We start from the raw sequence: 26,328 nt of genomic DNA, 5'->3' as shown, positions 1-26,328 counted from the left end.
TTCATTCTTTATTTACTTTCTTAGCTATTTTAACTAACATTTTAATTTATGTGAAATCTGCCGAGATAACAAAATGAATAATTCTCCATCACTTATAGAAAAACTCACAGCTCCTTTTAAAGAAGCCAAAATGTTTACTATGCTAATATTAGGTTATGCATCAGGGTTTCCTCTTATGCTTACAGCCTCGTCATTATTTTTGTGGTATAAAGATAATGGTATAGAAACTAGAGATATTGGTTTTTTAACTCTTATAGCGATCCCTTACACATTTAAGTATTTGTGGGCTCCTTTCTTGGATAAGGTAAAAATACCTAGATTGGGACGCAGAAAAGGCTGGATACTACTAACTCAAGTGCTTTTAGTTATACTAATTGCAATTATGAGTCGATTTTCACCAGCAAACTCACCCCTTATAATTGCTTTTATTGGGTTTCTAATATGCTTTGTATCAGCAACACAAGATATTGCTATAAACGCTTATCAAACAGAAGTTCTCCTAGAACACGAAAGAGCGCTTGGAAATGCTATAGCAGTTATGGGTTATCGTGTTGGTATGCTAGTAACAGGATCATTAGTTTTAATCATCGTAGATAGACTTAACAACAACTGGAACCTTGCTTGGTTAATGATTATCCCATTTTTTATCATTTGCCCTCTTTATACTCCACTAATTAAAGAAAGTCAGTATCAAGAGTCTCCTAAAAGCTTCATGGATGCTTTTGTACTACCTTTTGTTGAGTTTTTTAAGCGTCAAGGTTTAAATACTGCGGTAATTATAATAACTATTCTCATAAGCTATAAACTAGCTGATACAATAGCATTTTCACTTAATTCAATCTTCTTTACCGACCTTGGATTTAGTAAAACTACTATTGCAGTTTCTTATAAGGTGTTATCTTTATTTGCATCACTAGGTGGCTTAGTTGTTGGAGGTCTGATTGCAAAACAGATTGGCGTTTATAAAAGCTTCTTATACTTCAGTATTATTATGGCATGTGCAAATTTAACTTATTTATTATTAGCAATAGTCGGTAAAAACTATTACCTCATGCTAATTTCTGTAGGTATAGAATATTTTTGTGGTGCAATGGGTACAGCAATATTAGTAGCAATGATCATGAGTCTTATTAATGTAAAATTTTCAGCTACTCAATTCGCAATTTTAAGTTCAATAGACTCTTTAGCAAGGGTATTTGTAGGACCTTTAGCCGGATATATTCAAGCACACTACAGATGGGAAGGATTGTTTATTTTTAGTTTTATAGTCGGAATGGTTATATCACTACTAATATTTATCTTTAGAACAAAAATAAAATTAATGGCAAACTTACACTAATTTTTATTTATTAACTTTATAAGAGATAGCACAAATATTATCCAAGGTAATAGCAGAATTATCAATACTATATATCTTAAATGTAGTATTGATAATTGCAAAACAAAAACAACATAGCTACAAACACTATAACTACTATTTACAACACTCCAATTACGAAAGAGTAATAAAGAAGTCTTATTTTTAACATCAAGGAAAATCCTAATTGGCAAATTGCTCAGAAACAAATTCCCAGTTTACGATATCCCATAACGCTTCAACATACTTAGGTCTAGCATTACGATAATCGATATAGTAAGCATGCTCCCAAACATCAAATGTTAATAATGGTTTTTTGTTCTCTGTTAATGGACAACCTGCATTACTTGTCGTTACAATTTCAAGCTTACTGTCAGTATTTTTTACTAACCAAGCCCAACCAGAACCAAATATTGAGATAGCTGCTTTTGAGAATTGCTCTTTAAAATTTTCTACAGAACCACATGCCTCAATTAGCGCTGCTTTTAGCTGACTAGAAGCCTCGGTTTTGTTAGGAGTCAAACAATTCCAATAGAAAGTATGATTGAAAACTTGAGCAGCATTATTAAATATACCACCAGAAGAATTCTTTATGATTTCTTCTAGGTTTCTGCCAGCATGCTCAGTGCCCTCAACTAAATTATTCAGGTTATTTACATATGTCTGATGATGTTTGCCATAGTGATACTCTATAGTTTCTTTTGATATTGTTGGTTCTAATGCGTCAACATTGTAAGGTAGTTTTGGTAATTCAAATTTCATTTGCTTACTCTCCTTGAATCAGTTGAATTATACTTTGTAGTATCTTCCTATTATAGTATAATATACTATCACCTTTTAGGTGAAATTTCTAAACTTAATTGTTTAAAAATAAAAAAGGAAGCAAAATGTATACTCCAGAAGAACAAAAAGTAGTTGATCGAATTGAAAAACAATTAAAAGAAAATGATATCATCTTATATATGAAAGGCTCACCAAACCTACCACAATGTGGTTTTTCTGCTCATGCAGCAACAGCAGTTAGATCATGTGGTAAGCCATTTGCTTTTGTTAACATTCTAGAAAATCATGATATAAGAGCTGTTTTACCAAAATATGCTGACTGGCCAACATTCCCTCAACTTTGGGTAAAAGGAGAACTAATAGGTGGCTGCGATATAATTATGGAAATGAATGAATCTGGCGAACTAAAAAAGCTAATTGATTCTGTAAAATAATGAAACATAAATATCTTTACTTACCATCTATTTTTGTCCAAGCATCTATACCATACTTACCAGTTGGTTTATATGCTACACTAGTACATAAACTAGATTCAGGACCAAGATTACAACGGTATAGCTCTTGACCAACGGCAACTATAGTACCTGACTTATAGTTCTCTATACCATATGGATAAATATACTCAGCACCATTGGGCTTAGGCTGTTTAGCTTCATTTGTCAAGTGAGCAACATCATCAGTTATATCACTCCAAGCAAGATAACCACTTTTGCCTATAGGTCGGTATGATTTATCATTACATAACTCTTGCTTTTGACACTCAAACTTTCTATCACAAGCAATAACAATTTGTCCAACTTTATAATTTCCAATAAAATTTGGGTATTTGACTATTTTACCAGCAGCAAGTTTGTGCTGTTTAGTTTTTGTCTTAGGCTTGAAAGTATTAATCTCATCCCAAGCAAGATAACCATATAGTCCATTTGGAATGTATCCTTTATTATTACAAAATTTGACTTCTAAACTAGATTTACACTTATATTTTTTACCTTGAAAATTTATGATAGTATCAGTATTATAAGAGCCAATTTTATCAGGATAATTTATAACCCCAGTCTCTATACTTTGCTGTTGTCCCTGTATTGATGGAATAACTTTAGTTTGTTGTTTTATTTGATTTTTTATTTTTGACACTATAGGTGGTAAACTAACATCTAAAATTGCAGCTGTTGTACTCCAAGGCTTATGGCTGTAGTCATTACCCAAATCACCATTGTTAATATTAGTTGCATCAAAATCGATACTCCAAACTGCAAAACCTGCAAAAGATGCCTTATTTTCTTTCATCAAAGAGACTGCTTCTTTGATATCTTTTTCTGTTAAAACATACATCATCCTACCATGAGTAGTACCCTTGGTTGCAGGAATCATTAAGACCAACTTATTAGCAGGAATATCCAAAGGTTTATCAATTTCATCATACTTTGGCATATTTACGTCATAGCCTACTTGCGTCGTCAAAGCCCAAGCAAGTACTGCTAAGAACTTAGCATAACCATCAGTAGGAGTAATTTTTATATACTCTGCATTTTTATCCTGATAAAAACTTAAAATTCCATCAGAAGGTTTATCAGCATATGTGTTAAGCCAAATATAATTTATTTTATTCATACCAACGCTATCTAATAATTCAATGTAATTATGATTGACATAAATATTATCTTTGTCATTTTTGGCTAATGGTGCAACTATATAGTGCCACTCAGGAGAAAAAGTTAACCAAAAACCATGGTTATTTTGTCTTAATATTGTTATTAATTTATTTATTTTATCAGCAGCTACCTTTACTGTTTTCTCATTCTTAGGTATATCAGAACTACTTAAGTCAAAATTTATGCCATTAAACCCAAACTCTTGAACGATTTTTATAAGGTCACTTAAATTTATCGTCTCCCAATCAACATGAGAATACTTACCACCAATAGAAATGACTGTATGTTTCCCTTTAGAATTCATATAAGCTATAAAAGCTTTTAGTTCTTTTGGAGAATATATTTTCTTAGAACTGCCATTCTCCTCATTAAAAGATAATTGAAAACCTTTACTATTAGTGTAGGCTAGATATGCTAATATAATGACGTTATACTTACACACATTAGGATTATAATCACAATACTCCTTATCTTTTGGCATTGATATGCTTATCGGAGTAGTATTTATCTGCTGACCAGAAATATTATAAGAGCTACTTTTACCCCACAGCGGTAAAACCCCAGCAACGACTGGACCATGTATTTTATTATCTATTTCAACACAAGCATTCTTATAAATGCACTCACTAAGCCCTTTTGCAAAGGCTCCAGCATTATGCGAAGAATCTCCATATAGATCAGCAGCATAATCTGTATTCAATGACCACCCAGCAACACCCGCAAACCTTGGTTTAAATTTTAGTTTCTCAAGTTGTGGTAATATTAATTTTACCGCTTGCTCAGTTGATAATGATTTTGTTGCGTTACCTTGCGGGTGATAAATAGTATTTGTTCCGCCAGAAACAGCATTTGTTGGCTCTGTTATCAAAATTTTTGTATTAAGAGGAATATGGGCATTTTCAATAATCTTTGAATAACTTTCAGAAATAAAACTTGGATCATACTCGGGAAATGCACCATATTCTTGTATAAACAGATAATCTATTTTACCCTCATGAATAGCCTTGTCATAATCATTACTGACGCCTGTCGTAACTAATTTATAATTGTTAACTTCAGGCTCAGCAGCAATTATTATTTTTGCATCGATTTTTTTTATAGCGGCAGAAAGTTTGGCAATAAAGTCAGCTGATGTAAATTTTTTAATACTATATACAATACCATCAAGATCATTTTTGTTTAAAAAATTAACTATATTATTAGCTAAAACTTTTATTTGTGTATCAGAAATATTATGACCAAAAATTTTTGGATCTAAAGTTCCTTGCTTAACTCCAGGATGGAAAGTGTTGAGACTCCCACCAACAGCCAATAATATTTTCATTCCTGCTTTTTTAGCATTACGAATTTTATCTATTATAGTCTGTGTAGAAGTTACAGAAGTAGTATAAAAACCTATATCATTATCATAAACTTCCCCATAAGCAACTATCATAACATTATAGCCATCTTTTTTGGCCTTTTGCATATCAACTCTTGTTGTCGAACCTGGAGTACGAATATCGAGAAACCCTGCGATTATTCTGTTCGGTAATAATGTTTCATAAACTTTAGAATCTGAGCCTAAATTAGCTAATGGTGCAGCCCTTAGCATTAACGGTAATGTTAAAGCAAATATTATAAGCTGTATAAAAAATTTTCTCATTTATCAATAACAGGTTCAAAATATTATATTTGAATTATAAATAATTTTACCCTGATATCATAATAATAACTCTAAATTTAAAGCATTTTAATTAATTGAGTAACTACAAATTAATAAATTACCAATATAGTTTGTTTGAATAGCCTATCATTTTGTATCAATTAATTCTGTTATTAATAATTATTCATCTTTTGAATAATACAGACCATTTGAAGAGTTAAGTGCTTTAAGGCGTGCATCTGCCTCTTTTAATCTTTTGTTAGCTGCTTCAATATCAAGCTTTGAAGCATCTGGATTTTTGAGAACTTCTTTTGCTCTTGCTCTTGCTTTCTCTGATTCAGCCTGATTAAGGTTTTCAGCTCTCTCCATATCATCAACCATAATAGTTACACGAGTTGGAGTAACTTCTACTATACCACCTGAAACATATAGTACATCAGTATGCTGATCTTTTCTGACATTTACTACACCAGCTGGTAAAGTAGATAATAGTTCAGTATGACCATATGCTATCCCCATTTCACCAGCAGATCCACGTAGACTCACCATATCAGCTTCACCTTTAAAAACTGAACCTATAGGACTAACAACCTCAACTTTTATATACTTCTTTGTCATATTATAACCTAATTTATAGAGTTTTTGCTTTCTCGATAGCTTCTTGTATAGAACCAACCATATAGAAAGCTTGCTCTGGTAAATGATCATATTCACCATTAACTATAGCCTTAAAACTTGCTACAGTATCCTTAAGTGATACGAACTTACCAGGGTTACCAGTAAATACCTCTGCGACATGGAATGGCTGTGATAGGAATCTCTGAATCTTACGAGCCCTATCTACAATTTTCTTATCTTCATCAGATAATTCATCCATACCTAAAATAGCAATAATATCTTTCAACTCTTTGTATCTTTGAAGTACTTTCTGCACTGCACGAGCTGTTTCATAGTGTTCCTGACCCACAACTAGTGGGTCTAGCTGTCTAGAAGTTGAATCTAGAGGATCAACAGCAGGATAAATACCAAGCTCAGCAATCTGGCGTGATAATACAATTGTTGCATCTAAATGTGAGAAAGTCGTAGCTGGAGAAGGGTCTGTTAAGTCATCCGCTGGTACATATATAGCCTGAATAGAAGTAATAGATCCTGTCTTAGTGGATGTAATACGCTCTTGTAATGCACCCATCTCAGCAGCGAGTGTTGGCTGGTAACCTACAGCAGATGGCATACGGCCTAATAGTGCTGATACTTCTGTACCTGCCAATGTATAACGATATATGTTATCGATAAACATCAAAACATCACGCTTTTCATCACGGAAACCTTCAGCGATAGTAAGACCACTAAGAGCTACTCTTAATCTGTTTCCAGGCGGCTCATTCATCTGACCATATACCAATGATACTTTATCTAGTACATTAGAATCTTTCATCTCATAGTAAAAATCATTACCCTCTCGAGTTCTCTCACCAACACCTGCAAACACTGAATAACCACTATGCTCTTTCGCAATATTATTGATAAGCTCCATCATTGTTACAGTTTTACCAACACCAGCACCACCCAATAGACCTACCTTGCCACCTTTAGCAAATGGGCAGATAAGATCGACTACCTTAATACCTGTTTCTAGTATTTCCGTACTTAATGCTAACTCATCATATGCAGGAGGAGCTTGATGGATGGATCTTTTCTCAGTATATTCAATTGACCCAGCCTCATCTATTGGCTCACCTAATATATTCATGATACGTCCAAGCGTGCCATGACCAACTGGAACAGAAATAGGTGCATTTGTATTTTCAACTTCCATACCACGTCTAAGACCATCACTAGATCCCATAGCAATAGTACGAACTATACCATCACCAATCTGTTGTTGTACCTCTAACACTAGACTAGTTTCTATTACATTTAAAGCATCATATACTTTAGGTGTGTTATCTCGAGTAAACTCCACATCAATAACGGCACCAATCACTTGAATAATTTTACCTGTACTCATTTACCTCTCCTAAACTGCTGCCGCACCTGAACAAATTTCTGCAAGCTCTTGCGTAATCATAGCTTGTCTTACTTTGTTGTAATCTAATTTCAACTGATCAATTATATCACTAGCATTATCAGTTGCATTTTTCATTGCCATCATACGAGCAGCTTGCTCACATGCTGCATTTTCTAATATCGCACCTCTAACTTGAGCTTCAATATATCTGATACATAGAGCATTTAAAACTTCTTCTATATCTCTTTCATAGATATAATCCCAGTGACCTTTAGATGCTTTTTCTTTATTTGCTTTTATTTCTTTTGCTGAGAAAATATCTTGAATCGGTAGTAATGTTTGTAACCTAGGTTTTTGTTTAATCGTGCTTACAAATTGGTTACTACTCATATATAACCTATCAACCTTACCTGCAATAAACTTATCTAGCATTACTTTAACTGCACCACCAATAGCTCTAATACTTCCTTCTTTGTCTTTATCGTTATAATGGGCTGTTGCTACAATATTGACACCTTTTAATTTTGCAAAGAAATTTTCAGCTTTTGAACCAATCACACATATATCAATTCCAATCTTATCTTCAATATTGTTCTTAATATTTTTTAGAACATGTTTAAAAAGGTTAATATTAAGACCTCCACACAGACCTCTATCTGTAGATGTAACTATGTAACCGACTCTTTTTACCTCTCTATCAAACAAATAAGGATTAGGATAATCGATACTTGCAGCTGTGACATTTTTGATAATAATGTTTGCGCTTTCAACATAAGGACGCACATTATTCATCTTAACAATTGCTCCTCTCATTTTACTAGCAGCAACTAACTCCATTGCACCTGTAATTTTTTGTGTGCTCTTAACACTCTGCACTTTGGAAAGTATTTCTCTAGCACTAGACATCGTCTATACTCCTATTACCAAGCTTGATTTACTTTACAGTCTTCAACAATAGTTTTTAACTTATCAGCAATCTCTGCATTATACTTACCTGTTTCATTAATTTCTGCAATTACATCAGCATACTTAGTTTCTGCTAGTGCATGTAAAGCTGATTCGAAAGGTATCACTTCTGAAATTTCTAAGCTGTCTAAGTAACCATTATCAGCGGCATAAAGTGACAATGCCATTAAAGCCACAGATAAAGTTGAGAATTGTTTTTGTTTTAGTAATTCTGTTATTCTTTGGCCTCTATTTAATTGTGCACGAGTTGCTTCGTCTAAGTCCGATGCAAATTGTGAAAACGCTTCTAGTTCTCTATACTGTGCAAGTGCTAAACGGATACCACCACCAAGTTTCTTAATAATCTTAGTTTGTGCTGCTCCACCGACACGTGAAACAGAGTTACCAGGGTTTATTGCAGGCCTTAAGCCAAAGTTAAATAAACCTGTCTCTAAGAATATCTGTCCATCAGTTATTGAAATAACATTCGTAGGAATGAATGCTGAGATATCACCAGCTTGTGTTTCAATGATTGGTAATGCTGTTAATGAACCAGTTTTACCCTTAACTTCACCATTAGTAAATTTCTCTACATATTCTTCATTTACTCTAGCTGCTCTTTCTAGTAGTCTTGAGTGAAGGTAAAATACATCACCAGGATAAGCTTCACGTCCAGGCGGTCTTCTTAATAGTAATGAAATCTGTCTATAAGCCCATGCTTGCTTAGTCAAATCATCATAAATGATAAGCGCATCTTGACCACGATCTCTAAAGTACTCACCCATAGAACATCCAGCATATGGTGCAATGTATTGCAGCGCTGCAGAATCAGAAGCTGTAGCTGCAACAATAATCGTATGCTCCATTGCACCATGCTCTTCAAGCTGTCTTACAATATTTGCAATTGTAGATGCCTTCTGACCAATAGCAACATAGATACATTTAACACCCGTACCCTTTTGGTTAATAATCGTATCAACAGCAATTGCAGTTTTACCAATCTGTCTATCGCCAATGATAAGCTCCCTTTGACCTTTACCAATAGGTACCATCGAGTCAATTGACTTAATACCTGTTTGCAATGCTTGATCTACTGATTTTCTCCAAATAACACCAGGAGCAATTTTTTCGATAGGCGAAGTTAAATCAGTTGCTACCTCACCTTTACCATCGATAGGATTACCTAATGCATTGACAACTCTACCCAAAAGAGCTTCACCAACTGGGACTTCTAAAATTCTACCAGTACAGTATGCTTTATCACATTCCTTGATATGTTCATATTCACCTAAAACTACAGTACCAACCGAGTCTGTATTTAAGTTGAGAGCTAGACCATACACATCTCCTGGTAACTTAACCATTTCACCAGCTGCGACATCATTCAATCCATAAATAGTAACAACACCATCAGCAACACTGACAATTGTACCTTCTGACTTTAGTTCAACTGAATTATCAAACTTTTCGATTCTTTGTTTTATTAAACCACTTATTTCTGATGGACTTAGTTGCATAAGCTCACTTCCTATAAATTTTATGATAACAAAATACTTTTTAATTTATCTAAATGGCCAGATACTGAACTATCAATAACTGTATCTCCAACCTTGACCACTACCCCACCAACTATCGCTGGATCGATATTTATATGCATATCAATAGTGCAGCAAAATCTCCTCTCCAAACTAGCTTTCAAGCCATCCAAGATGTTTTTATTTGTAGCATAAGCTAAAGTAACATCAGCCACTTTAATATTGTTATGGATATTTTTAATAGACTCAAATTGGTTTGCTATTTCTGGCATTATTGACAACTTTTTATTTTCAGCTATCAAAGTAAGAAAATTTAAAAAGCTTTCATCCAATTGTTTTTTAAAAGCATTGATAATCTCAATCTGAGACATAATAGGATTAGATATAATTTCAGCCACAGAGCTATCTTTGATTAACTCAGAAAATGTTTTAAGCAACTTAGACCATTGTCGTAGTAGGTTATGTTCATTTGCAAACTCAAATGCTGCTTTAGCATATGGTTTCGCAATCACACTTATATTTGTCATTTGTCTACCTTATTTAATCAATTATACTTTTTCTAAAAAGTCTTCTAAAACTTTTCTACTAGCTTCTTCATCAACACTTACTGCTATGATTTTGCTAGCAGCTGCTATAGCTAGACTAACAAGTTCTTGCTTAAGTTGCTCTTTTGCTTTAATCTTTTCTTGCTCTATTTCAGCAATAGCCATACTTTTGATCTTATCAGCAGCCGCAATAGCCTCCTCTTTTGCTTGCTCATCAACCTTATGGGCCCTTACATAAGCATTTTCAACTATTTCAGTTGCCTTAGCCTTAGCTTCACGCAAAATCTCTGCAGATTGTCTTTTAGCAACCTCTCGCTCTCTAGATGCTCTATCAGCAGATGCTAGACCTTCAGCGATCTTTTCTCTACGCTCTTCTAAAGCCTTACGTAGCGGAGGCCATACAAACTTCATTGTAAATCCAACAAAGATTGCAAATGTTATCATTTGCCCTATTAGAGTTATATTAATATCCATTTACTTATCCTTTACATAATGAAACTTATGATTTTATTGTTTAATTATGCACCAATTACTTTCTGAGCTGCTTCAGCCAAGCCAGGAATTGCTAGAGGATTTGCATAAAGAACTAAGAAACCAATTGCTATTGAGATAGCAGCGAATGCATCAACGAAAGCCGCAACAATAAACATACGACCAAGTAGCATTCCACCTAATTCAGGTTGGCGCGCAACGCCTTCAAGATATTTACCACCTAAAACACCAAAACCTATAGCTGTTCCTAAAGCCGGTAATGATATCAGTAAAGCTACTGCAATTGCTGTCAAACCATTTAAGTTTCCTAAAACCTGTAAAGACATATCCATTTTTTATTTCTCCTGTTTTATTTAAAGATTTATTTTTAAGTTTGTTTAAACCTAGTGAGCTTCCTGTGCCATATTTAAATAGACAACAGTTAGCATCATAAATACAAAAGCCTGTATTAAAACAATTAGGATATGGAATATTGCCCATATACCACCAAGAGTCCACTGGAACCACCATGGCAATAAAGCTATAAGGATAAATATAAGCTCTCCCGCAAAAATATTACCAAACAAACGCAGTGACAACGAAATTGGCTTAACTATTTCGTCAACCAGTCTAAAAAAGATATTTAAAGGAAATAACCAAACACCAAAAGGTGAGCTTAACACTTCTTTAACTAGTCCAAAACCCTTTGCCTTAAGATTATAAAAAATTACTAGAAAGAAAACAGCTATTGACAAGGCAAAAGTAACATTAGGATCAGCAGTAGGCACAATCCTGAAATAAGCTTCGTGGCTAGTATTAAAGAAACTAATTATCCAACCAAAAAGATCAACAGGAAGTAAGTCCATCAAATTCATCAACACCACCCAAATAAAGATAGTAAGTGCCAACGGTGTAACAAAATCTCTTTTGTAATGGTAATTTTCAGCAACCATTCCATCCATCCATTCCCACACAGCTTCGACCATATTCTGAAATCTACTAGGAACACCTGCTCTAGCCTTTCTAGCTGCTAAAAACATAGCTAGTATAAATGCAACTCCAAGTATGACACTCACCAATAGTGAATCAACATCAAGCTGCCAAAAAGCACCTTGACCTAAGCTTACTTGCCAGTGATGCAAGTGGTGCTGCACATATTCAGTAGCAACTTGAGAGCCCGCTTCTGTATTTGCCATTTATTATATTCCACCAGTATTATGCTATCTATTTTTTATATAACCACTTAAATTAAACCTATCTCACCTTTTGAACAAGATAGGCATAAAAACACACAGTTAATTGTAACAAAACTAAACCAAAAATGTAAGAAAATAATTTCGGTTTTATATAAATTGCTAACAATATCGTCAGCAGTGCTATAGTGCTTAGTTTCAGAAGCTCGCTAAGATAAAATATCACTATTTCAGCCCATGGGCTGAACTGCTTATTTATAAGTAGTCTGAAAAAAAACACAAAATTAGCTAAAAACATTGTTAATGATCCTATTAAAAGTGAATTAGCATAAACATGACCATAAAATACTAAAGTAACAAAATAACCAACTAATGCCAATATTAATTGAAGTAAAATAATTTTTTTGGTATAAATCCTAATATTTGCTAACATATACGTCAGTCTCATTAATCAAAACATCACCTTATCATACCAAAAAAGCCAATATTAACAAAGAAAAAGCTTTAACGCTTGATTTATAGAACTTTGGAACATAAAATTAAGTTTCACACTATCTGAATTAATGGCATATGGAACAAGGGATATATAATATACGTGGCTATGCATGGATAATAATAATACTTAGCTCATTTTTACTATTTGACAAGTATGTAATGCAAGTATTTCCAAGTCTAATCACTGATGATATGATGTCTAGCTTTGGTACTAATGCTACACAAACAGGAGCTTTAGGTTCAGCATTTTTTTGGTCTATAATTATCTGCCAACTCTTTTTAGCTGGACCAATTCTCGATAAATTTGGCTTTAGACTAATTAACTCAATTTCAATCACAATTTCTGCCACTGGCATTATATTATTTATTGTTGCAGCAAACTTAGGTAGTCTAAGTATGGCATACATCGCAAGGATAACCACTGGTTTAGGTGTATCCTTTGCTACTATATCCTATCTCAAAGCTGTCTCAGTGTGGTTTGAACCACGCAAATTTGCTTTTGCTGCGAGTTTCCTTGCTACAGCAGCAATGATTGGTGCGCTATGTGCCCAAGCTCCGCTAGCTTATCTAATAACACTCTGTGGTGATTGGAAAACAGCTATGCTACTATTTTCTGTAGCTAGCTTACTGATTGCTGTAGTTTACTATATTGTTGTGCGCGATTTTAATCCTAAACAACCAGGAGCTAGCTCGCCTAGTAATCAGATAAAAACTCTATATGCTCTTAAAGAAGTCATCAAAAATAAAAATAACTGGCTCTTGACATTTTATGTCGGCTTAAGCTTTACGGCAGTTGATGCTTTTGCTGGTTTCTGGGGTAATGCTTATTTCAGAGAAGCATATCATATCTCAAGAGAAGAAGCTGCTAGTATAATCTCGATGATTTTTATCGGTATGGCTATTGGATCGCCAATTATTGGCAAATTATCTGAAATCCTTGATAGTAGAAAAGAAGTGATGATATTCTTTCATATAATTGGTACTATAGCACTCAGCTTTGTTTTATTGACAAAAACAAGCGCTACAATATCAGCAATAATGTTGTTTATCTTTGGTCTATGTTTAGGAATCTATATGCTTTCATTTGCTATAGGAAACCTTATAAATCCTATAGTAATAACAGCAACTGTTGCTGCTTTCATAAATACAGGTGAACCTTTATTAGGTGCAATATTTGACCCACTTATAGGATATTTCCTAGATTGGTCATGGACTGGCAAGTACATAAATAAAACAGGAGAAATTGTTTCTCAATATACTAGTTCTGCTGATATTAAATACTTTGAATTAAACTCATACCATTTTGCATTTACAACTCTAGTTGCAAGTATGATTGCTTCGCTTGTAATATTAATTATGATAAAAGATAATAAAGATTAATTCTACTCTTGCATAAATTTTTCAAATCTAGAATCTAAAGCTGCTGTTACTGATATTTGCTTGTTTTGCTTTTCATCATAGAACTCTAAATTACCAGCATGTAATAATAGCTTATCAATTCCCTTGTCTAACAACAATTGATCTTTAGTAGCAAAGCCATATTTCTTATCTGCAACAATAGGATGACCGATAGCTTTTGTATGCACTCTAATTTGATGAGTTCTACCTGTTTCTAGTTTTATCTCAAGTAGACTAAAGCCTCCTTGTAAATGCCGAATTGATACAATCTTAGTTAAAGCCTGTTTCCCATCTTTATTATCAACTTTAACAACTCTTTGATCATCTTTAGTTTTGATTCTTTTTAAAGGTAAATCTATTGTAGTGATTTTTTTATCCCAGTAGCCATGAACTATCGCATAATAAACCTTATTAACTTTGCGTTGCTTGAAGATATCAAAGAAATATACCAAAGAGCTATGTTTTTTTGCTAAAAGTACACACCCAGATGTTTCTTTATCAAGCCTATGCACTAAGTCTAAACGTCTAACTTTAGGACGTAGCTGCCTTAAACGCTCAACTAATCCTGAATTAACTCCAGAGCCACCATGTACTGCCATGCCTGATGGTTTATCAACTATTATATATTCATCATTCTCATAAAGAATACGCTGTTCCAAGAAATCTAGATGTGACTGTGAGACTTTTATTGATTTAGCACCTTCTTCTAAACTAAATGGTGGTACTCTTACAATATCTCCCTCTCTTACGCGTGATGTCTGCTTAACTCTTTTTTTATTTACACGTAGTTGACCTTTACGAATCCAGCGATAAATTAAAGATTTAGGTAGCTGAGAAAATCTACTTAACAGAAAGTTATCAATACGCTGGTCTATGACATCATCTGTAACCTCAATAAACTCAACCTTATTCATCTATAACTCCAAACTGTGAGTTCTGCATATCATTTAATCGGCTTATAGTCCGTTTAAACTCAAACTTGAGTCTTTCGCCATTATACAAGTCCTTAAAATCACAATTAGCAAGAATCACAACCTTTTTATTCTGATCATAAAACTCATCTATTAATGCAATAAAGCGTCTAGCCATATCTTCATTATGATGATAAAACCCAACTATATTATAGATAAAAAGCTGTTCATATGTATCACAAATTTCTATATAATCATGAGCACTTCTACCATCACCACAAATAACCTTAAAATCAAAACAAACATCTCTATGACTTAGCAATATTGTTGGAATATCCCTAGCTAAGACTCGTATACTAAGATCTTTATCAAAATAACTATTTCTAAGGAAGAATTTATCAAAGAAATTTTTACGATTATGCTCATTGTATGGATAGAGATAATTTAGATACTCAGTAGGCAAACGAAACCTATAATCAACCCCAGAATCTAAATTTAGTACATCAACATTTTTAAGTAAAATATCGATAGCAGGTAAGAACAATTCGCGTTGCAAACCATTCTTATAAAGTTTTTCTGGCTCTATGTTTGAGGTTGCTACCAACACCACACCAAACTTAAATAACTCGGTAAAAATGCTACCTAAGATCATAGCATCAGCAATATCTTCAACAAAGAATTCATCAAAACATATAACTTGTGTTTGTTTCGCCATGTCATAAGCAACTTTTGAAATTAGTTTTTTTTCCCCCTGATATTTTCTAAGTTGCGTATGAATGTTTTTCATAAAATGTGAAAAGTGCTGCCTTTTTTTATTCTTTATTGTGAGGTTATTATAAAAGATATCCATTACAAAGGTCTTACCACGACCTACACCACCCCACATATATAATCCTTTGATACAAGGATAAAAAGATTTGTTAAACAACCTCAACTTATAATTTTTTTTTGAATTGAGTTGATTTACTATTTCTTGCAACCGTCTAATAGCCTCAAGTTGCAAAGAATCTACTCTTAAGTCAAGTTCACGAATTCTTTGAAGATAAATATTTTCGAGTTTCATTTCTATTTAACTTCTTTATCTTTTACTAAAATCAGCAAGAAGAATGATATGATCATGCTAAATACAAGTATTAAAAAAGCATGTTGATAAGCATTTATATGAAAATATCTATGTGCTCCTTCTAAAGCTATAGTACTAATATGATTTTGCACATCTATATACTGACCTGCCCATGTCAAATCTAATAAATGACCTATTAATAGATCAAATAAAGCACCTAATAAAGGCTCACCAGTATTTATCAAGGCAGCTACTGTTGCAGCAACCACCACTGGATTTATACGATTCCCAATCGCAAAAGCTAGCATATATATACCTAAGCAAAAGCCAAAAATAAATAGTAAAACTCCAGATATTATTGGTGTAAGCTTAAATTTTAGAACTACAGCTAGTGAAATTGTTGCGATAATATGAAAGACAACCATAATCCCAACTCTATTATTAAATTTCTCTGAGAGCTTACCAATTATAGGTGAACCAATCGCAAGGCCTAAAAACATCATCGAAACAATATAGGATGCATCTTTTGCTGGGATACTATATAACTCTCTAAAATAGTTATTACCCCAAATTCCACCAAAAACGTCTATTGTGGTAAAAGTAAGACCAGTATATAAAGTAAGATACCAGTTATTTTTATTTAAAAAAACTTTATTTATTCCAGTAAGTGTTTCAATATTACCTTTTGTTTGATTTGCATATGAAGCATCAGGGTTATAGTCTCTGACTAAAGCTAAATATAAAAGTGCTATAACAATACTAAAACAAGCATAACTAATTAATGCTCTATGCCATGAACCTGTAAGCTCAATTAGATAAACTAGTGGCACTTGGCCTAGCAAAGCACCTGTCATTGCTGCTGTCATCAGAAAGCTACACACAAAAGCAAACTTGCGTGGATCAAACCATACTGCAGCTGCTTTAATATAGCCAACTGTTGCAAACGAAGCTCCGATACCTATCATTAGTCTTGAGATACACCCTAATGCAAAACTATGGATATCTGCAGATAACACAAATAATAATAACCCCACTGCAGACAATACTAATGAGAAAAAACTTACTTTTCTAAATCCTAACTTATCAATGATAGGTCCTGCAACAAAAAACTGACAAAACACTACAGACCATAAAAATAGCGAGACCATTGCACTCATTTTAGTAGCATTTATTGAAAAGCTACTCATTAGCTCATTAGTAATCAAGCTAGGAGAAACATTCATTATATATTTATCAATTAGTAGAAATGAGCTTAACCCAACTACAATCCAATCATAACCTTTTATATTATGTAATTTCATATACCTCTATCTTTTTTAAAAAATTAATTAAGTCATTAAAAGCAACTTGTTGTTGTTCTCTGTCTTGCTGAAGATATTTTATAATAGCAAACCCATTATCTAACTCATCTTGTCCAATTATTATAGCAATTTTAGCTCCAGATTTATAAGCTTTCTTAAATTGTGATTTGAAGCTACCGAATTTTAGATCCATATCTATTTTAAGCTGAGGAAGCTCTTGGCGAATATTCTCAACTATAACTAAAGATCGATGAATCTGATTACTGTCTAATAAAAAAAACACACCACAAAGGTTGTCTTGTTTAGGCAATTTACCTAAATCTTCTAATAATAGTAGCAAGCGCTCCATCCCTATAGCAAAACCTATAGCAGCTGTTTTCTGACCACCAAGGTTTTCTATTAGACTATCGTAACGACCACCTGCACAGATTGCGCTTTGTGAGCCAAGCTTGTCAGTAGTCCATTCAAAAACTAAACCATTATAATAATCTAAACCTCTAACAAGATTTTGATTTATCTTATACACAACACCTAAAGCATCTAAATATTGGCAAGTTTGCTTAAATCTCAATCGTAGATCTTGATCTATAAAATCAATAAGTTTAGGTGAATTTGCTAAGATTTTTTGTGTCTTATCTATCTTAGAATCTAATATTCTTAGAGGATTCTTATCCAACCTCTTGATAGAGTCTTCATCAAGCTCAGCATGATATGGTTTTAGGTATTCTAGTAGCGCTTGAATATACTCTTGTCTGTTAAGGCTCAAACCAAGGCTATTTAACTCTAAAGTTACATACTCAGAAATTCCAAGGTCTTTGAAAAGATTCCATGCAACAGCAATAATCTCTAAATCAATAGCTATACCATCGAAGCCATAAGCTTCGACTCCAAGCTGATAAAATTGTCTATAACGACCTTTTTGTGGACGCTCATAGCGAAACATGGGACCACAATACCATAGCTTCTGTGTCTGACCTCGAGTAGCTAAATTATTTTCAATAACCATTCTGATACAACCAGCTGTTCCTTCTGGACGTAACGTGAGACTATCACCATTACGATCCTGAAAGTCATAAGTCTCTTTTGAAACTATGTCAGAAGTTTCACCAATACTTCTGTGAAACAGTTCACTTTTCTCAACAACAGGTAACCTTGTTTCGTTATATTTATATCTATCAAGTATGAGCTTTATTTTTGATTCTAAGAATTGCCATTTATAACTATCAAGCGGCAGTACATCATTAAATCCACGAATAATAGTAAGCTTACTCATAAGCTACCTACCTTAACTTCTCAGCTTTAGTTTCTTTATCGTTGTGCTTATAGTTTTCTTGTAAAGATTTATCATCTTGCTTAATGATTTTTGAATCAGCATTGAGTGCTTGTTGGATTTTTTCTTCCATTTGTATACCATACTCAAGCGAAGTATCATAAATAAACTTAAGGGTTGGAACAATTCTTAGGCTTAATGACTTAGCTATAGATGACCTAAAGAAACCTTTTGATTTTTCAAATGCCTTGTCAATATATTCAGCATCCTCAACAGTGATGCAGGTATAATATACTTTTGCATAAGATAGATCACTAGAAATATCAACCTCTGTAATAGTTGCACTGGCTAACTTAGTATCTTTTATTCTAGTACGCAGCAATAAAGATATAACTTTATGAAGCTCACTTGCAACTCTTTGTACTCTACCATCTGCAGCCATAATTACAACTCCTTAGTAACCTCGATAACCTCAAATACCTCTATTTGGTCACCCTCACGTACATCACTGTAGTTTTTGACACCGATACCACACTCTAAGCCTTTTTTGACTTCACTAGCATCATCTTTGAATCTCTTAAGCGACTCTAGTGTACCTTCGTAAATAACGACACTATTACGTAAAACACGTATAGGATTAGTACGCTTAACCACACCCTCCACAACCATACATCCAGCAATTGAGCCAAATTTAGATGAACGATAAACTTCTCTAACCTCAGCAATACCAATAATTTGCTCTTTCATTTCTGGAGAAAGTAAACCAGACATCGCTTTTTTAACATCATCTATTAAATCATAAATAATGTTGTAATAACGTAATTCTACACCATCTGCTTCAGCAAGTTTTTTAGCAGCACTATCAGCACGGACATTAAAACCTATAACAACCGCCGTTGATGCTACAGCCAAAGTCACATCTGAAGATGTAATCGCTCCTATACCACTTACAATTATATCAACCTTAACCTCATTAGTTGAAAGCTTAAGCAATGACTCTCTAATTGCCTCAACAGAACCCTGTACATCACCTTTAAGGATAATTTTAAGTACCTGCTGTTCACCTTCTTTACCCATGCTATTAAACATGTTTGATAGTTTAAGTGCTTGTTCTTGAGCAACTTTAGCTTCTTTTTGTTTCTGTGAGCGCTGAGCTGCAAGTTCTTTTGCTTTCTTTTCATTTTCAATCACAACCATCTCATCACCTGCTGCTGGCACACCTGATAAACCAAGTATTTCAACAGGGGTAGCTGGACCAGCTGCTTTTATCTTTTTCCCAAGATCATTATGCATAGCCCTTACTCTACCATATTCGGTACCACATAAAATATTATCACCTTGCTTAAGGTTACCATTTTGCACAAGTACAGTTGCGACTGGACCGCGACCTTTTTCTAGACGTGACTCAATTACGACACCCTCAGCTAAGCCCTCAGCAAATGCCTCTAATTCTAAAACTTCTGATTGTAAAAGTACCGCATCTAATAGATCGGCAACCCCTTCACCAGTCTTAGCAGAAACATTTACAAACATTACATCACCGCCCCATGATTCTGGAATTACATTTCTTTGTGCAAGCTCACTAATCACCTTATCAGGATCAGCTTCTGGCTTATCAATTTTATTCACTGCAACAACAATTGGTACTATTGCTGCTTTAGCGTGCTGAATTGCTTCTTCAGTTTGAGGCATAACACCATCATCAGCAGCAACAACTAAAATTACGATATCTGTAATCTTAGCACCACGCGCACGCATTGAAGTAAAAGCTTCATGCCCTGGAGTATCCAAAAATGTAATAGAACCTTTATCAGTCTTAACAGAATATGCTCCTATATGCTGTGTTATACCACCAGCCTCATCAGCAACTACTCGTGTTTTACGGATATAGTCTAGCAAAGATGTTTTACCATGATCAACATGTCCCATTATAGTTACAACCGGAGCTCGAGAAATCTTCTTGTATAAGCTTCTATCAACTGTTGTTACCGCTTCTTCAAGAGCATTCTCATTGAGTAAAGTATATCTATGCCCCATCTCTTCAACAATCAAAATTGCTGTGTCTTGGTCTAGTGATTGGTTAATTGTCGCCATCACACCCATATTAAATAACACTTTAACAATTTCTGCACCTTTGATCGCCATTTTTTGTGCTAGTTCACTTACAGTAACACCTTCACGAATTTCTACAGTCCTAATTGTATTTTCAACGGGTTTGGTAAATTCTTGTTTTTTGACTTTTGGCACTTTTAGTTTACCTTTTTTAGCACCAAATTCATCAAACGACTCCATATCACCAGCAAGTTGTGAAAGCTGTCTCGGGGTAGCTTTTTTGAAACCTTTGTCTCCAGTTTTCTTTGCTTTAGATTTTTTCTCCTCTTCATCACGCTTATACTTTGTATTAGTATGTGTAGCTTCAGAAAAAACTTTCTTAGTAGTTTTTTTCTTAGCTTGTTTATTGTTAGTAGTTGGCTTTTCATCATTCTCGGCAACAATTTCCTCAACCTTAATTTCTGGCATTGCAGTTATCTTGAAACCACTATCCTTTATAACTGTTTTTTTTATTTCATCTTCCACCAACTCTAGCTCTTTCATAACTTCTATTGGCTGAGCAACTTGAACTACAGTTTTAAGTTCTTGTACCTGCGCCGATGTAGCAGGTTCTTGTTCTTCTACTCTTTTAGCAATTAGTCTTTTTCTTTTAACCGAAACATTAATCTTATGTTTACCATCAAGCTTAACTGAAGTTACTTTCTTTCTAGTCACGGTATTTTTTGCACTTTTGATCTTCTCTAACAAAGTTTTCATCTCTGCAGGAGTTAATGTATCTTTCTCACTAGATTTTTCAATACCAAAAGATTTAAGCTGTTTTAGTAGTGCATCTACTTCTTTTTTTGTTTGCTGTGCTAACTGCCCAACTGTAATCTCTGCCATTTTCCTCTCCTTTGTACTATTACTGATATGTACTTTTCTTATTCAAACCAAGGAGCTCTTGCTTGCATAATTAAATCTGTCGCTTGCTCTTCATCCATAGGTACAATATCAAGTAATTCATCTACAGACAATTCTGCCAGATCTTCCATAGTAACTATATTATTCTGTGCTAGCTGCTCAGCTAAATCTCTACTCATACCTTGCATATCTAGCAAATCTTGTGCTGGTTTTTTACCACCCAAAGCTTGAGATAAAATAACAGCTTTTGCTCTCTCTTGAAGCTCATCGACAATCTCTTCATCAAACCCTTCAATTTCTAAAAGTTCTGCTCTATCTAAATATGCTAAATCTTCAAGAGTTTCTATACCCTCTTCAATCAATACCAATGCGAAATCATGATCTATATCCAAAGCTTCAACAAATTTATCTACTATAGACATTTGTTTTTCTTCCTGCTCAGCATCTGATAGAACACTAATTTTCCAGCCAATTAGTGAGCTTGCTAATCTTACATTCACACCATTTTTACCGATTGCTTTAGATAAGCTTTCTTGCTTAACAACAATATCCATCGAATTAGTTTCTTCATCGACATTCACTTCTAAGATATCTGCAGCATCTACAGGTGATAATGAGTTGATGGCATATTGAACGATCTCCTCATCCCAAAGTATAACATCAACCTTTTCACCATTTAACTCACTCATTATAGAGTGTATTCTAGAACCTCTTACACCAACACATGCGCCACAAGGATCTATTCTTTGGTCATTACTTTTCACGGTTACTTTAGATCTAAAACCAGGCTCACGAACTACATTTACTATATTAATAAGCTCTTCTTCAACTTCTGGCACCTCAAGCTTAAATAAAGCTTTAAGCATCGTATTACTTGAGCGACTTAGCATAACCGTACTTGGCTTACTAGACTCATCACACTCAACACCCTCAACACAAGCTCTTATCTTGTCACCAACACGATATCTTTCTCTAGCTATAAGATCTTTTTTAGGTAAAACCCCCTCAGCATTATTACCCAAATCAACAACCAAGATTTCATAGGTGGCGCGCTTTATCTCACCGTAAACAATATCACCAATTTTATTTTGATAGAATCTAGCAGTCTTTTCTCTTTCAAAATTTTTAATTTTTTTCATTAGAATTTGCTTAGCCATCGTTGCAGCTATACGCCCATATTCTTTGACCTCGACTGGCTCGCGTATGATATCACCGGCTTTCACATTATAGCCCTTTTCTTGAGCAACATCTTCATAAAGCTCTTTTGAATAATCAATTAAATCTTCATTTTCAGAAACAATATGCCAAACCCTATTAGCTTTGAAATCACCAGTAATCCTATCTATTTTAACCTCGATATTCATATGCTCATCAAGTTCTTTCTTAGTTATAATAGCCAAAGCATCTTCCATAGCTTCAAATAAAAGATCTTTTGATATATCTTTTTCATTTGCTACGGTTTCTAATACTAACAATAATTCTTTGCCCATATCTTAAATTCCTCTATCTAACTAAAATCAGGTGATACTCTTAGCTTTTTAAGTTCGTCAAAATCAAAACTTATTTCTTTACCACCTTCCAGCTTTAAAATGACGTTATTTCCTTCCACTCTATATAGCACACCCTTAAACTTAGTTTGTAACTCAACTGGCGCTAAAGTAACCGCTTTTACATTAAATCCTACCAGAGCTTGTGCCTGAATTATATTAAAAATTTGGCGATTCATTCCTGGCGAAGAAACTTCAAGCACATATTTACCCGAAACTGGATCCTCAATATCAAAAACGGTACTCACTTCTTTACTAACTATTTGGCAATCATCAACTGAAACACCATTATCATGATCAATAAAAATACGTATGGTACGTTTACCACTTCCTACAACTTCGATCCCCCATAAAATATAGCCTAGATCAGCCGTAATGGGTTCTACTATCTCATATAAATCGTCTAGTAACATTTTCACCCCTTAGATTTAGCATATCCTGCAGATAGTAAAAAGGCCCTTTAAAGGGCCTTTGTAAAAAATTCCTGTTTGGTAGCGGGGGCAGGATTTGAACCTACGACCTTCGGGTTATGAGCCCGACGAGCTACCAAGCTGCTCCACCCCGCGTCTTTGTAAAAAGACATAATATCAATATGTTTTACTGATGTCAAGTCTTTTATGTGATACTCATTTTTTTTAAAAAATTTAAACACTAAATTCTCTAATCGCATCAATCATAACCTTAACATTATCAGGATCTATATCAGGATAAATGCCATGACCTAAGTTGACAATATAGTTGTTTAGTTTATCTGACTGAATAAATTCAATATTAGCTTTGACAGTCGCTCTAATACTTTCTTTAGTCCCATACAAAAGTGCTGGATCAAAGTTTCCTTGCAGAACTTTACCAACTCCTATTCTATGTCGCGCCTGTTTTAATGTAACACTCCAATCAACTCCGGCTCCATCGCAGGATTTATCTTTTAGCTCTTCAAAAAAGTTTGACCCTCCCTTAGTAAAGAAAACTATTGGCACATTAATTTTTTGCTTAACATTTTTAGCAATATAATCCATATATTTGAGAGAGAAATCTTTATAATGCTCTAAAGGTAGTATGCCGCCCCAAGTATCAAATATCATCAAAGAACTCACTCCAGCTTTAACCTGCTCAAGCAAATAGATAACTATTATATCTGCTAGGCGTTGTAACAGGCTATGCATCAATTGTGGATTCGCATACATCATCTTGCGCAATTTATTGAACTGTTTTGATCCTGAACCTTCAATCATATATGCAGCTAAAGTCCAAGGACTTCCAGTAAAACCTATTAAAGGTACATTTATTGCTGAACTAGTAGTTTTGACAGCATTATAAACATAGTCCAAAGAGCCTACACTATCCTCAACTGACTTTAGCTTACCTAAATCTTTTTGCGATTGTATTGGCTCAGAAAATACCGGCCCTGGACCTTTGATAAATTTAAGATCCATTCCCATAGCTTCCGGAATTGTCAGAATATCTGAAAAAACAATTGCTGCATCAAGATCATATCTTTGAAGTGGGTGGAGCGCTACTTCACAACATGCATCAGCATTACGACACATATCCATAAAATTATCAAATTTTGCTCTAACTGCACGATACTCTGGCAGGTATCTACCAGCTTGACGCATTATCCAAACTGGTGGTCTCTCTAATTTCTTTTCGCCAAAAGCATCCAAAAATAATTCCCTCATACAAATCCTTTGTTAAATTCATAAATAATAATTAATTGCTAAATTTATTTTAGCCTTATCAGTATTATTAAGATCTGCTATAGTTCTGGCAACTTTGAGTATTTTATAATACCCTCTTGCGTATAGTCCAAGTTTTTCTATAGCTAATGTGAGCATTTTTTCTCGTTTCATCTTTCATCATTAAAATTACAAACTCTTATCAAGCTCTTTACTAAATAGCATTGAGTCAATCTTACCCTGTCTAGAGATTTTTCTCTCTCAATATTTTTTAACTCACTCTCTAACTATACTACTTTTCTCCCCTATTAATTGCTGATTTGTCAAATCATCTTTTGCAAGCTCAAAAATTCAACATGAAGATCTATTCTATCTAGAAGTAGCCATGATAATTTAATTTGATATCTCATAATAGGCTTTGTTAGCACATTCTTTAAATTGTGAACCTCAATATCCGCATGGACATGTATTAATCGCCGCTATTAACTGAAAATTAGCTGGATATTCAACTTTGACACCTAGCCCTAGAAATATTCACACTACTGGTTTCTAGAGGATCACGCAAGACTTCTAAGACTTTTCTAGCAACTCATCAGGAAAAAGTAAGCCATTGTGTGCCAAATAAATTTCTCCAGGCATTGGATTACTACCACCAACCAAAGATACTCCAGAGGAAGTATAATGTAGATTGTGAAATGATCTTTATAAGAACTTTTAGCGATACCTGATTCTTCTTTGACTGATGTAATCAATCATTGCTTATGAAAGTGATTCTTTTTTATCTAATTCTAATGGTGGTAAAATCGTAGTCTGCTTGCCAGCATTGTTTTTCTAGTACTAGGAGGTCCCTTTGTGGCCATCTGCTTGCAGCAATCTCAAGTGCTCTTTTGGCTTGATAACTATCCTTTGACATCTGCTAAATCTTTGTATAGCTTAGCAAAATCAATCTCTATACTATTTACGGATAAAAACTCCAACTCACCAGCTAACTCATACTCATCTATATCTTTGACAATATTTACTTCTCCAGAGGCATACAGAACACCCAATGCTATTGGTAAATCAAATCTACCACTACTTTTTAGTAAATCCTCTGGTGCAAGTTAATTGTGATACGCTTATTAGGAATAATTAAAGCCTGAGTTAATCATCACAACACTTCTTACAAATCTTTACTTTCTTTGACAGCCACCTCTGGCAATCCTACTATTGATAAACCTGGTAAACCATTTGATAAATACACCTCTATCGAGACAAGTAGGTGCTTCTGTATCAAGTTGTGCTCGACTTTTTAGAACCGCTAAAGACATTCTATTTTTTTCTCAGCTAAAAGCTTATCTACTTTAGCTTCTATTTGTTCAAGCTTTTGACGAGTTTTTAATAGAATTTTCTTCTGTACTTCAAACTCTTCTCTGCTTACAACATCAAGTTTCTTCAGGCTTTTATTTATAATACTTTCTTTTGAGTTCTTAATTACATCATTAATAGGACTTAGAATTTCTTTCATCATCTAATAAAATTTAATTGTTTCTAGATAAAAGTATAAAAGTAATAATGACAATAGGCAATAAACTATTAATG

The 26,328-nt window shown here is 34.1% G+C and carries 28 protein-coding genes, 1 tRNA gene and 1 pseudogene; 3 read left to right on the top strand and 27 right to left on the bottom strand.

Annotated elements, in window-relative coordinates; translation table 11 throughout:
- Positions 1-73 precede the first annotated feature (73 nt).
- Complete coding sequence (locus FSC845_RS02785) at positions 74-1,339, top strand: AmpG family muropeptide MFS transporter (protein WP_064461680.1); 1,266 nt, start codon at positions 74-76, stop codon at positions 1,337-1,339.
- A 201-nt stretch (positions 1,340-1,540) separates the two neighbouring features.
- Here the strand turns inward: FSC845_RS02785 and FSC845_RS02780 are convergent, their stop codons facing one another.
- The gene (locus FSC845_RS02780; protein ID WP_064461678.1) at positions 1,541-2,119 is read right to left on the bottom strand and encodes a superoxide dismutase; all 579 of its coding nucleotides are present in this window, start codon (positions 2,117-2,119) and stop codon (positions 1,541-1,543) included.
- A gap of 125 nt (positions 2,120-2,244) precedes the next feature.
- Here FSC845_RS02780 and grxD point away from each other — a divergent pair, with 125 nt between their 5' ends.
- Positions 2,245-2,574, top strand: a complete 330-nt coding sequence (gene grxD, locus FSC845_RS02775; RefSeq protein ID WP_064461676.1) for a Grx4 family monothiol glutaredoxin — start codon at positions 2,245-2,247, stop codon at positions 2,572-2,574.
- Positions 2,575-2,590: 16 nt separating this feature from the next.
- Here grxD and FSC845_RS02770 read toward each other — a convergent pair whose 3' ends face one another.
- The 10 genes from FSC845_RS02770 to FSC845_RS02725 form a co-directional block, all read right to left on the bottom strand.
- The gene (locus FSC845_RS02770; RefSeq protein ID WP_064461674.1) at positions 2,591-5,437 is read right to left on the bottom strand and encodes a glycosyl hydrolase family 18 protein; all 2,847 of its coding nucleotides are present in this window, start codon (positions 5,435-5,437) and stop codon (positions 2,591-2,593) included.
- A 180-nt stretch (positions 5,438-5,617) separates the two neighbouring features.
- Entirely contained in the window at positions 5,618-6,055 is a 438-nt protein-coding gene (locus FSC845_RS02765; protein ID WP_064461672.1) for a F0F1 ATP synthase subunit epsilon, read from the bottom strand.
- 13 nt (positions 6,056-6,068) lie between these two features.
- Complete coding sequence (gene atpD, locus FSC845_RS02760; RefSeq protein WP_064461670.1) at positions 6,069-7,445, bottom strand: F0F1 ATP synthase subunit beta; 1,377 nt, start codon at positions 7,443-7,445, stop codon at positions 6,069-6,071.
- 9 nt (positions 7,446-7,454) lie between these two features.
- The gene (locus FSC845_RS02755; RefSeq protein ID WP_064461667.1) at positions 7,455-8,351 is read right to left on the bottom strand and encodes a F0F1 ATP synthase subunit gamma; all 897 of its coding nucleotides are present in this window, start codon (positions 8,349-8,351) and stop codon (positions 7,455-7,457) included.
- 14 nt (positions 8,352-8,365) lie between these two features.
- The gene (gene atpA, locus FSC845_RS02750; RefSeq protein WP_064461665.1) at positions 8,366-9,907 is read right to left on the bottom strand and encodes a F0F1 ATP synthase subunit alpha; all 1,542 of its coding nucleotides are present in this window, start codon (positions 9,905-9,907) and stop codon (positions 8,366-8,368) included.
- A 20-nt stretch (positions 9,908-9,927) separates the two neighbouring features.
- On the bottom strand, positions 9,928-10,452 hold the full coding sequence (locus FSC845_RS02745) for a F0F1 ATP synthase subunit delta (RefSeq protein ID WP_064461663.1): 525 nt from the start codon (positions 10,450-10,452) through the stop codon (positions 9,928-9,930).
- A 21-nt stretch (positions 10,453-10,473) separates the two neighbouring features.
- A complete protein-coding gene (locus FSC845_RS02740) occupies positions 10,474-10,944 on the bottom strand; it encodes a F0F1 ATP synthase subunit B (RefSeq protein ID WP_064461661.1) in 471 nt (156 codons plus the stop codon).
- A 44-nt stretch (positions 10,945-10,988) separates the two neighbouring features.
- Positions 10,989-11,294 carry a F0F1 ATP synthase subunit B gene (locus FSC845_RS02735; RefSeq protein ID WP_064461658.1) on the bottom strand — a complete coding sequence of 102 codons (306 nt, stop codon included), beginning with the start codon at positions 11,292-11,294 and terminating at the stop codon, positions 10,989-10,991.
- Between the two features lie 51 nt (positions 11,295-11,345).
- Positions 11,346-12,137, bottom strand: a complete 792-nt coding sequence (gene atpB, locus FSC845_RS02730; RefSeq protein ID WP_064461657.1) for a F0F1 ATP synthase subunit A — start codon at positions 12,135-12,137, stop codon at positions 11,346-11,348.
- 58 nt (positions 12,138-12,195) lie between these two features.
- Positions 12,196-12,567 (bottom strand): ATP synthase subunit I, encoded by a 372-nt coding sequence (locus FSC845_RS02725; protein ID WP_082343479.1) that lies wholly within the window; start codon positions 12,565-12,567, stop codon positions 12,196-12,198.
- 137 nt (positions 12,568-12,704) lie between these two features.
- On the opposite strand from FSC845_RS02725, the gene FSC845_RS02720 reads away from it, so the two are divergent.
- Positions 12,705-14,009 carry an MFS transporter gene (locus tag FSC845_RS02720; RefSeq protein ID WP_064461655.1) on the top strand — a complete coding sequence of 435 codons (1,305 nt, stop codon included), beginning with the start codon at positions 12,705-12,707 and terminating at the stop codon, positions 14,007-14,009.
- 2 nt (positions 14,010-14,011) lie between these two features.
- Here FSC845_RS02720 and FSC845_RS02715 read toward each other — a convergent pair whose 3' ends face one another.
- The 16 genes and pseudogenes from FSC845_RS02715 to FSC845_RS02660 form a co-directional block, all read right to left on the bottom strand.
- Positions 14,012-14,941 carry an RluA family pseudouridine synthase gene (locus FSC845_RS02715; protein ID WP_064461654.1) on the bottom strand — a complete coding sequence of 310 codons (930 nt, stop codon included), beginning with the start codon at positions 14,939-14,941 and terminating at the stop codon, positions 14,012-14,014.
- Positions 14,934-16,001, bottom strand: coding sequence for a cell division protein ZapE (gene zapE / locus FSC845_RS02710; RefSeq protein WP_064461653.1), 1,068 nt, complete (start codon positions 15,999-16,001; stop codon positions 14,934-14,936). Before zapE ends, FSC845_RS02715 begins: the two co-directional genes overlap by 8 nt.
- Before the next feature lie 2 nt (positions 16,002-16,003).
- Complete coding sequence (locus FSC845_RS02705) at positions 16,004-17,302, bottom strand: MFS transporter (RefSeq protein WP_064461652.1); 1,299 nt, start codon at positions 17,300-17,302, stop codon at positions 16,004-16,006.
- Complete coding sequence (gene hisS / locus FSC845_RS02700) at positions 17,289-18,575, bottom strand: histidine--tRNA ligase (RefSeq protein WP_064461651.1); 1,287 nt, start codon at positions 18,573-18,575, stop codon at positions 17,289-17,291. The genes FSC845_RS02705 and hisS overlap by 14 nt, the downstream gene beginning before the upstream one ends.
- A 7-nt stretch (positions 18,576-18,582) precedes the next feature.
- Complete coding sequence (gene rbfA / locus FSC845_RS02695; protein ID WP_064461650.1) at positions 18,583-19,014, bottom strand: 30S ribosome-binding factor RbfA; 432 nt, start codon at positions 19,012-19,014, stop codon at positions 18,583-18,585.
- Between the two features lie 2 nt (positions 19,015-19,016).
- Positions 19,017-21,506: a translation initiation factor IF-2 gene (gene infB, locus FSC845_RS02690; protein WP_064461649.1), complete on the bottom strand. Its 2,490-nt coding sequence runs from the start codon at positions 21,504-21,506 to the stop codon at positions 19,017-19,019.
- A gap of 38 nt (positions 21,507-21,544) precedes the next feature.
- The gene (gene nusA / locus FSC845_RS02685; protein ID WP_064461648.1) at positions 21,545-23,014 is read right to left on the bottom strand and encodes a transcription termination factor NusA; all 1,470 of its coding nucleotides are present in this window, start codon (positions 23,012-23,014) and stop codon (positions 21,545-21,547) included.
- A 17-nt stretch (positions 23,015-23,031) separates the two neighbouring features.
- Positions 23,032-23,484 (bottom strand): ribosome maturation factor RimP, encoded by a 453-nt coding sequence (gene rimP, locus FSC845_RS02680; protein ID WP_064461647.1) that lies wholly within the window; start codon positions 23,482-23,484, stop codon positions 23,032-23,034.
- Positions 23,485-23,560: 76 nt separating this feature from the next.
- Positions 23,561-23,637 (bottom strand) — tRNA-Met (locus FSC845_RS02675).
- Positions 23,638-23,715: 78 nt separating this feature from the next.
- Positions 23,716-24,750 (bottom strand): uroporphyrinogen decarboxylase, encoded by a 1,035-nt coding sequence (gene hemE / locus FSC845_RS02670; RefSeq protein WP_064461646.1) that lies wholly within the window; start codon positions 24,748-24,750, stop codon positions 23,716-23,718.
- A gap of 18 nt (positions 24,751-24,768) precedes the next feature.
- Positions 24,769-24,921: a magnesium chelatase subunit ChlI family protein gene (locus FSC845_RS08685; RefSeq protein WP_227806637.1), complete on the bottom strand. Its 153-nt coding sequence runs from the start codon at positions 24,919-24,921 to the stop codon at positions 24,769-24,771.
- 273 nt (positions 24,922-25,194) lie between these two features.
- Positions 25,195-25,281, bottom strand: coding sequence for an ATP-binding protein (locus tag FSC845_RS09255; protein WP_250635908.1), 87 nt, complete (start codon positions 25,279-25,281; stop codon positions 25,195-25,197).
- Positions 25,253-25,407: pseudogene (locus FSC845_RS09250) on the bottom strand (ATP-binding protein). Before FSC845_RS09250 ends, FSC845_RS09255 begins: the two are co-directional and overlap by 29 nt.
- Positions 25,408-25,646: 239 nt before the next feature.
- Positions 25,647-25,796 carry a hypothetical protein gene (locus tag FSC845_RS08680; protein WP_236940295.1) on the bottom strand — a complete coding sequence of 50 codons (150 nt, stop codon included), beginning with the start codon at positions 25,794-25,796 and terminating at the stop codon, positions 25,647-25,649.
- 123 nt (positions 25,797-25,919) lie between these two features.
- Positions 25,920-26,057, bottom strand: coding sequence for a hypothetical protein (locus FSC845_RS08675; protein WP_227806636.1), 138 nt, complete (start codon positions 26,055-26,057; stop codon positions 25,920-25,922).
- Positions 26,048-26,254 carry an accessory factor UbiK family protein gene (locus FSC845_RS02660; RefSeq protein WP_064461800.1) on the bottom strand — a complete coding sequence of 69 codons (207 nt, stop codon included), beginning with the start codon at positions 26,252-26,254 and terminating at the stop codon, positions 26,048-26,050. Before FSC845_RS02660 ends, FSC845_RS08675 begins: the two co-directional genes overlap by 10 nt.
- Positions 26,255-26,328 lie beyond the last annotated feature (74 nt).

Origin of the sequence: Francisella persica ATCC VR-331, from assembly GCF_001653955.1 — a bacterium.
Classification (GTDB): Bacteria; Pseudomonadota; Gammaproteobacteria; order Francisellales; family Francisellaceae; genus Francisella; species Francisella persica.
Note: the sequence above shows the minus strand (reverse complement) of the source record. Positions and strands in the feature narration are given on the sequence as shown.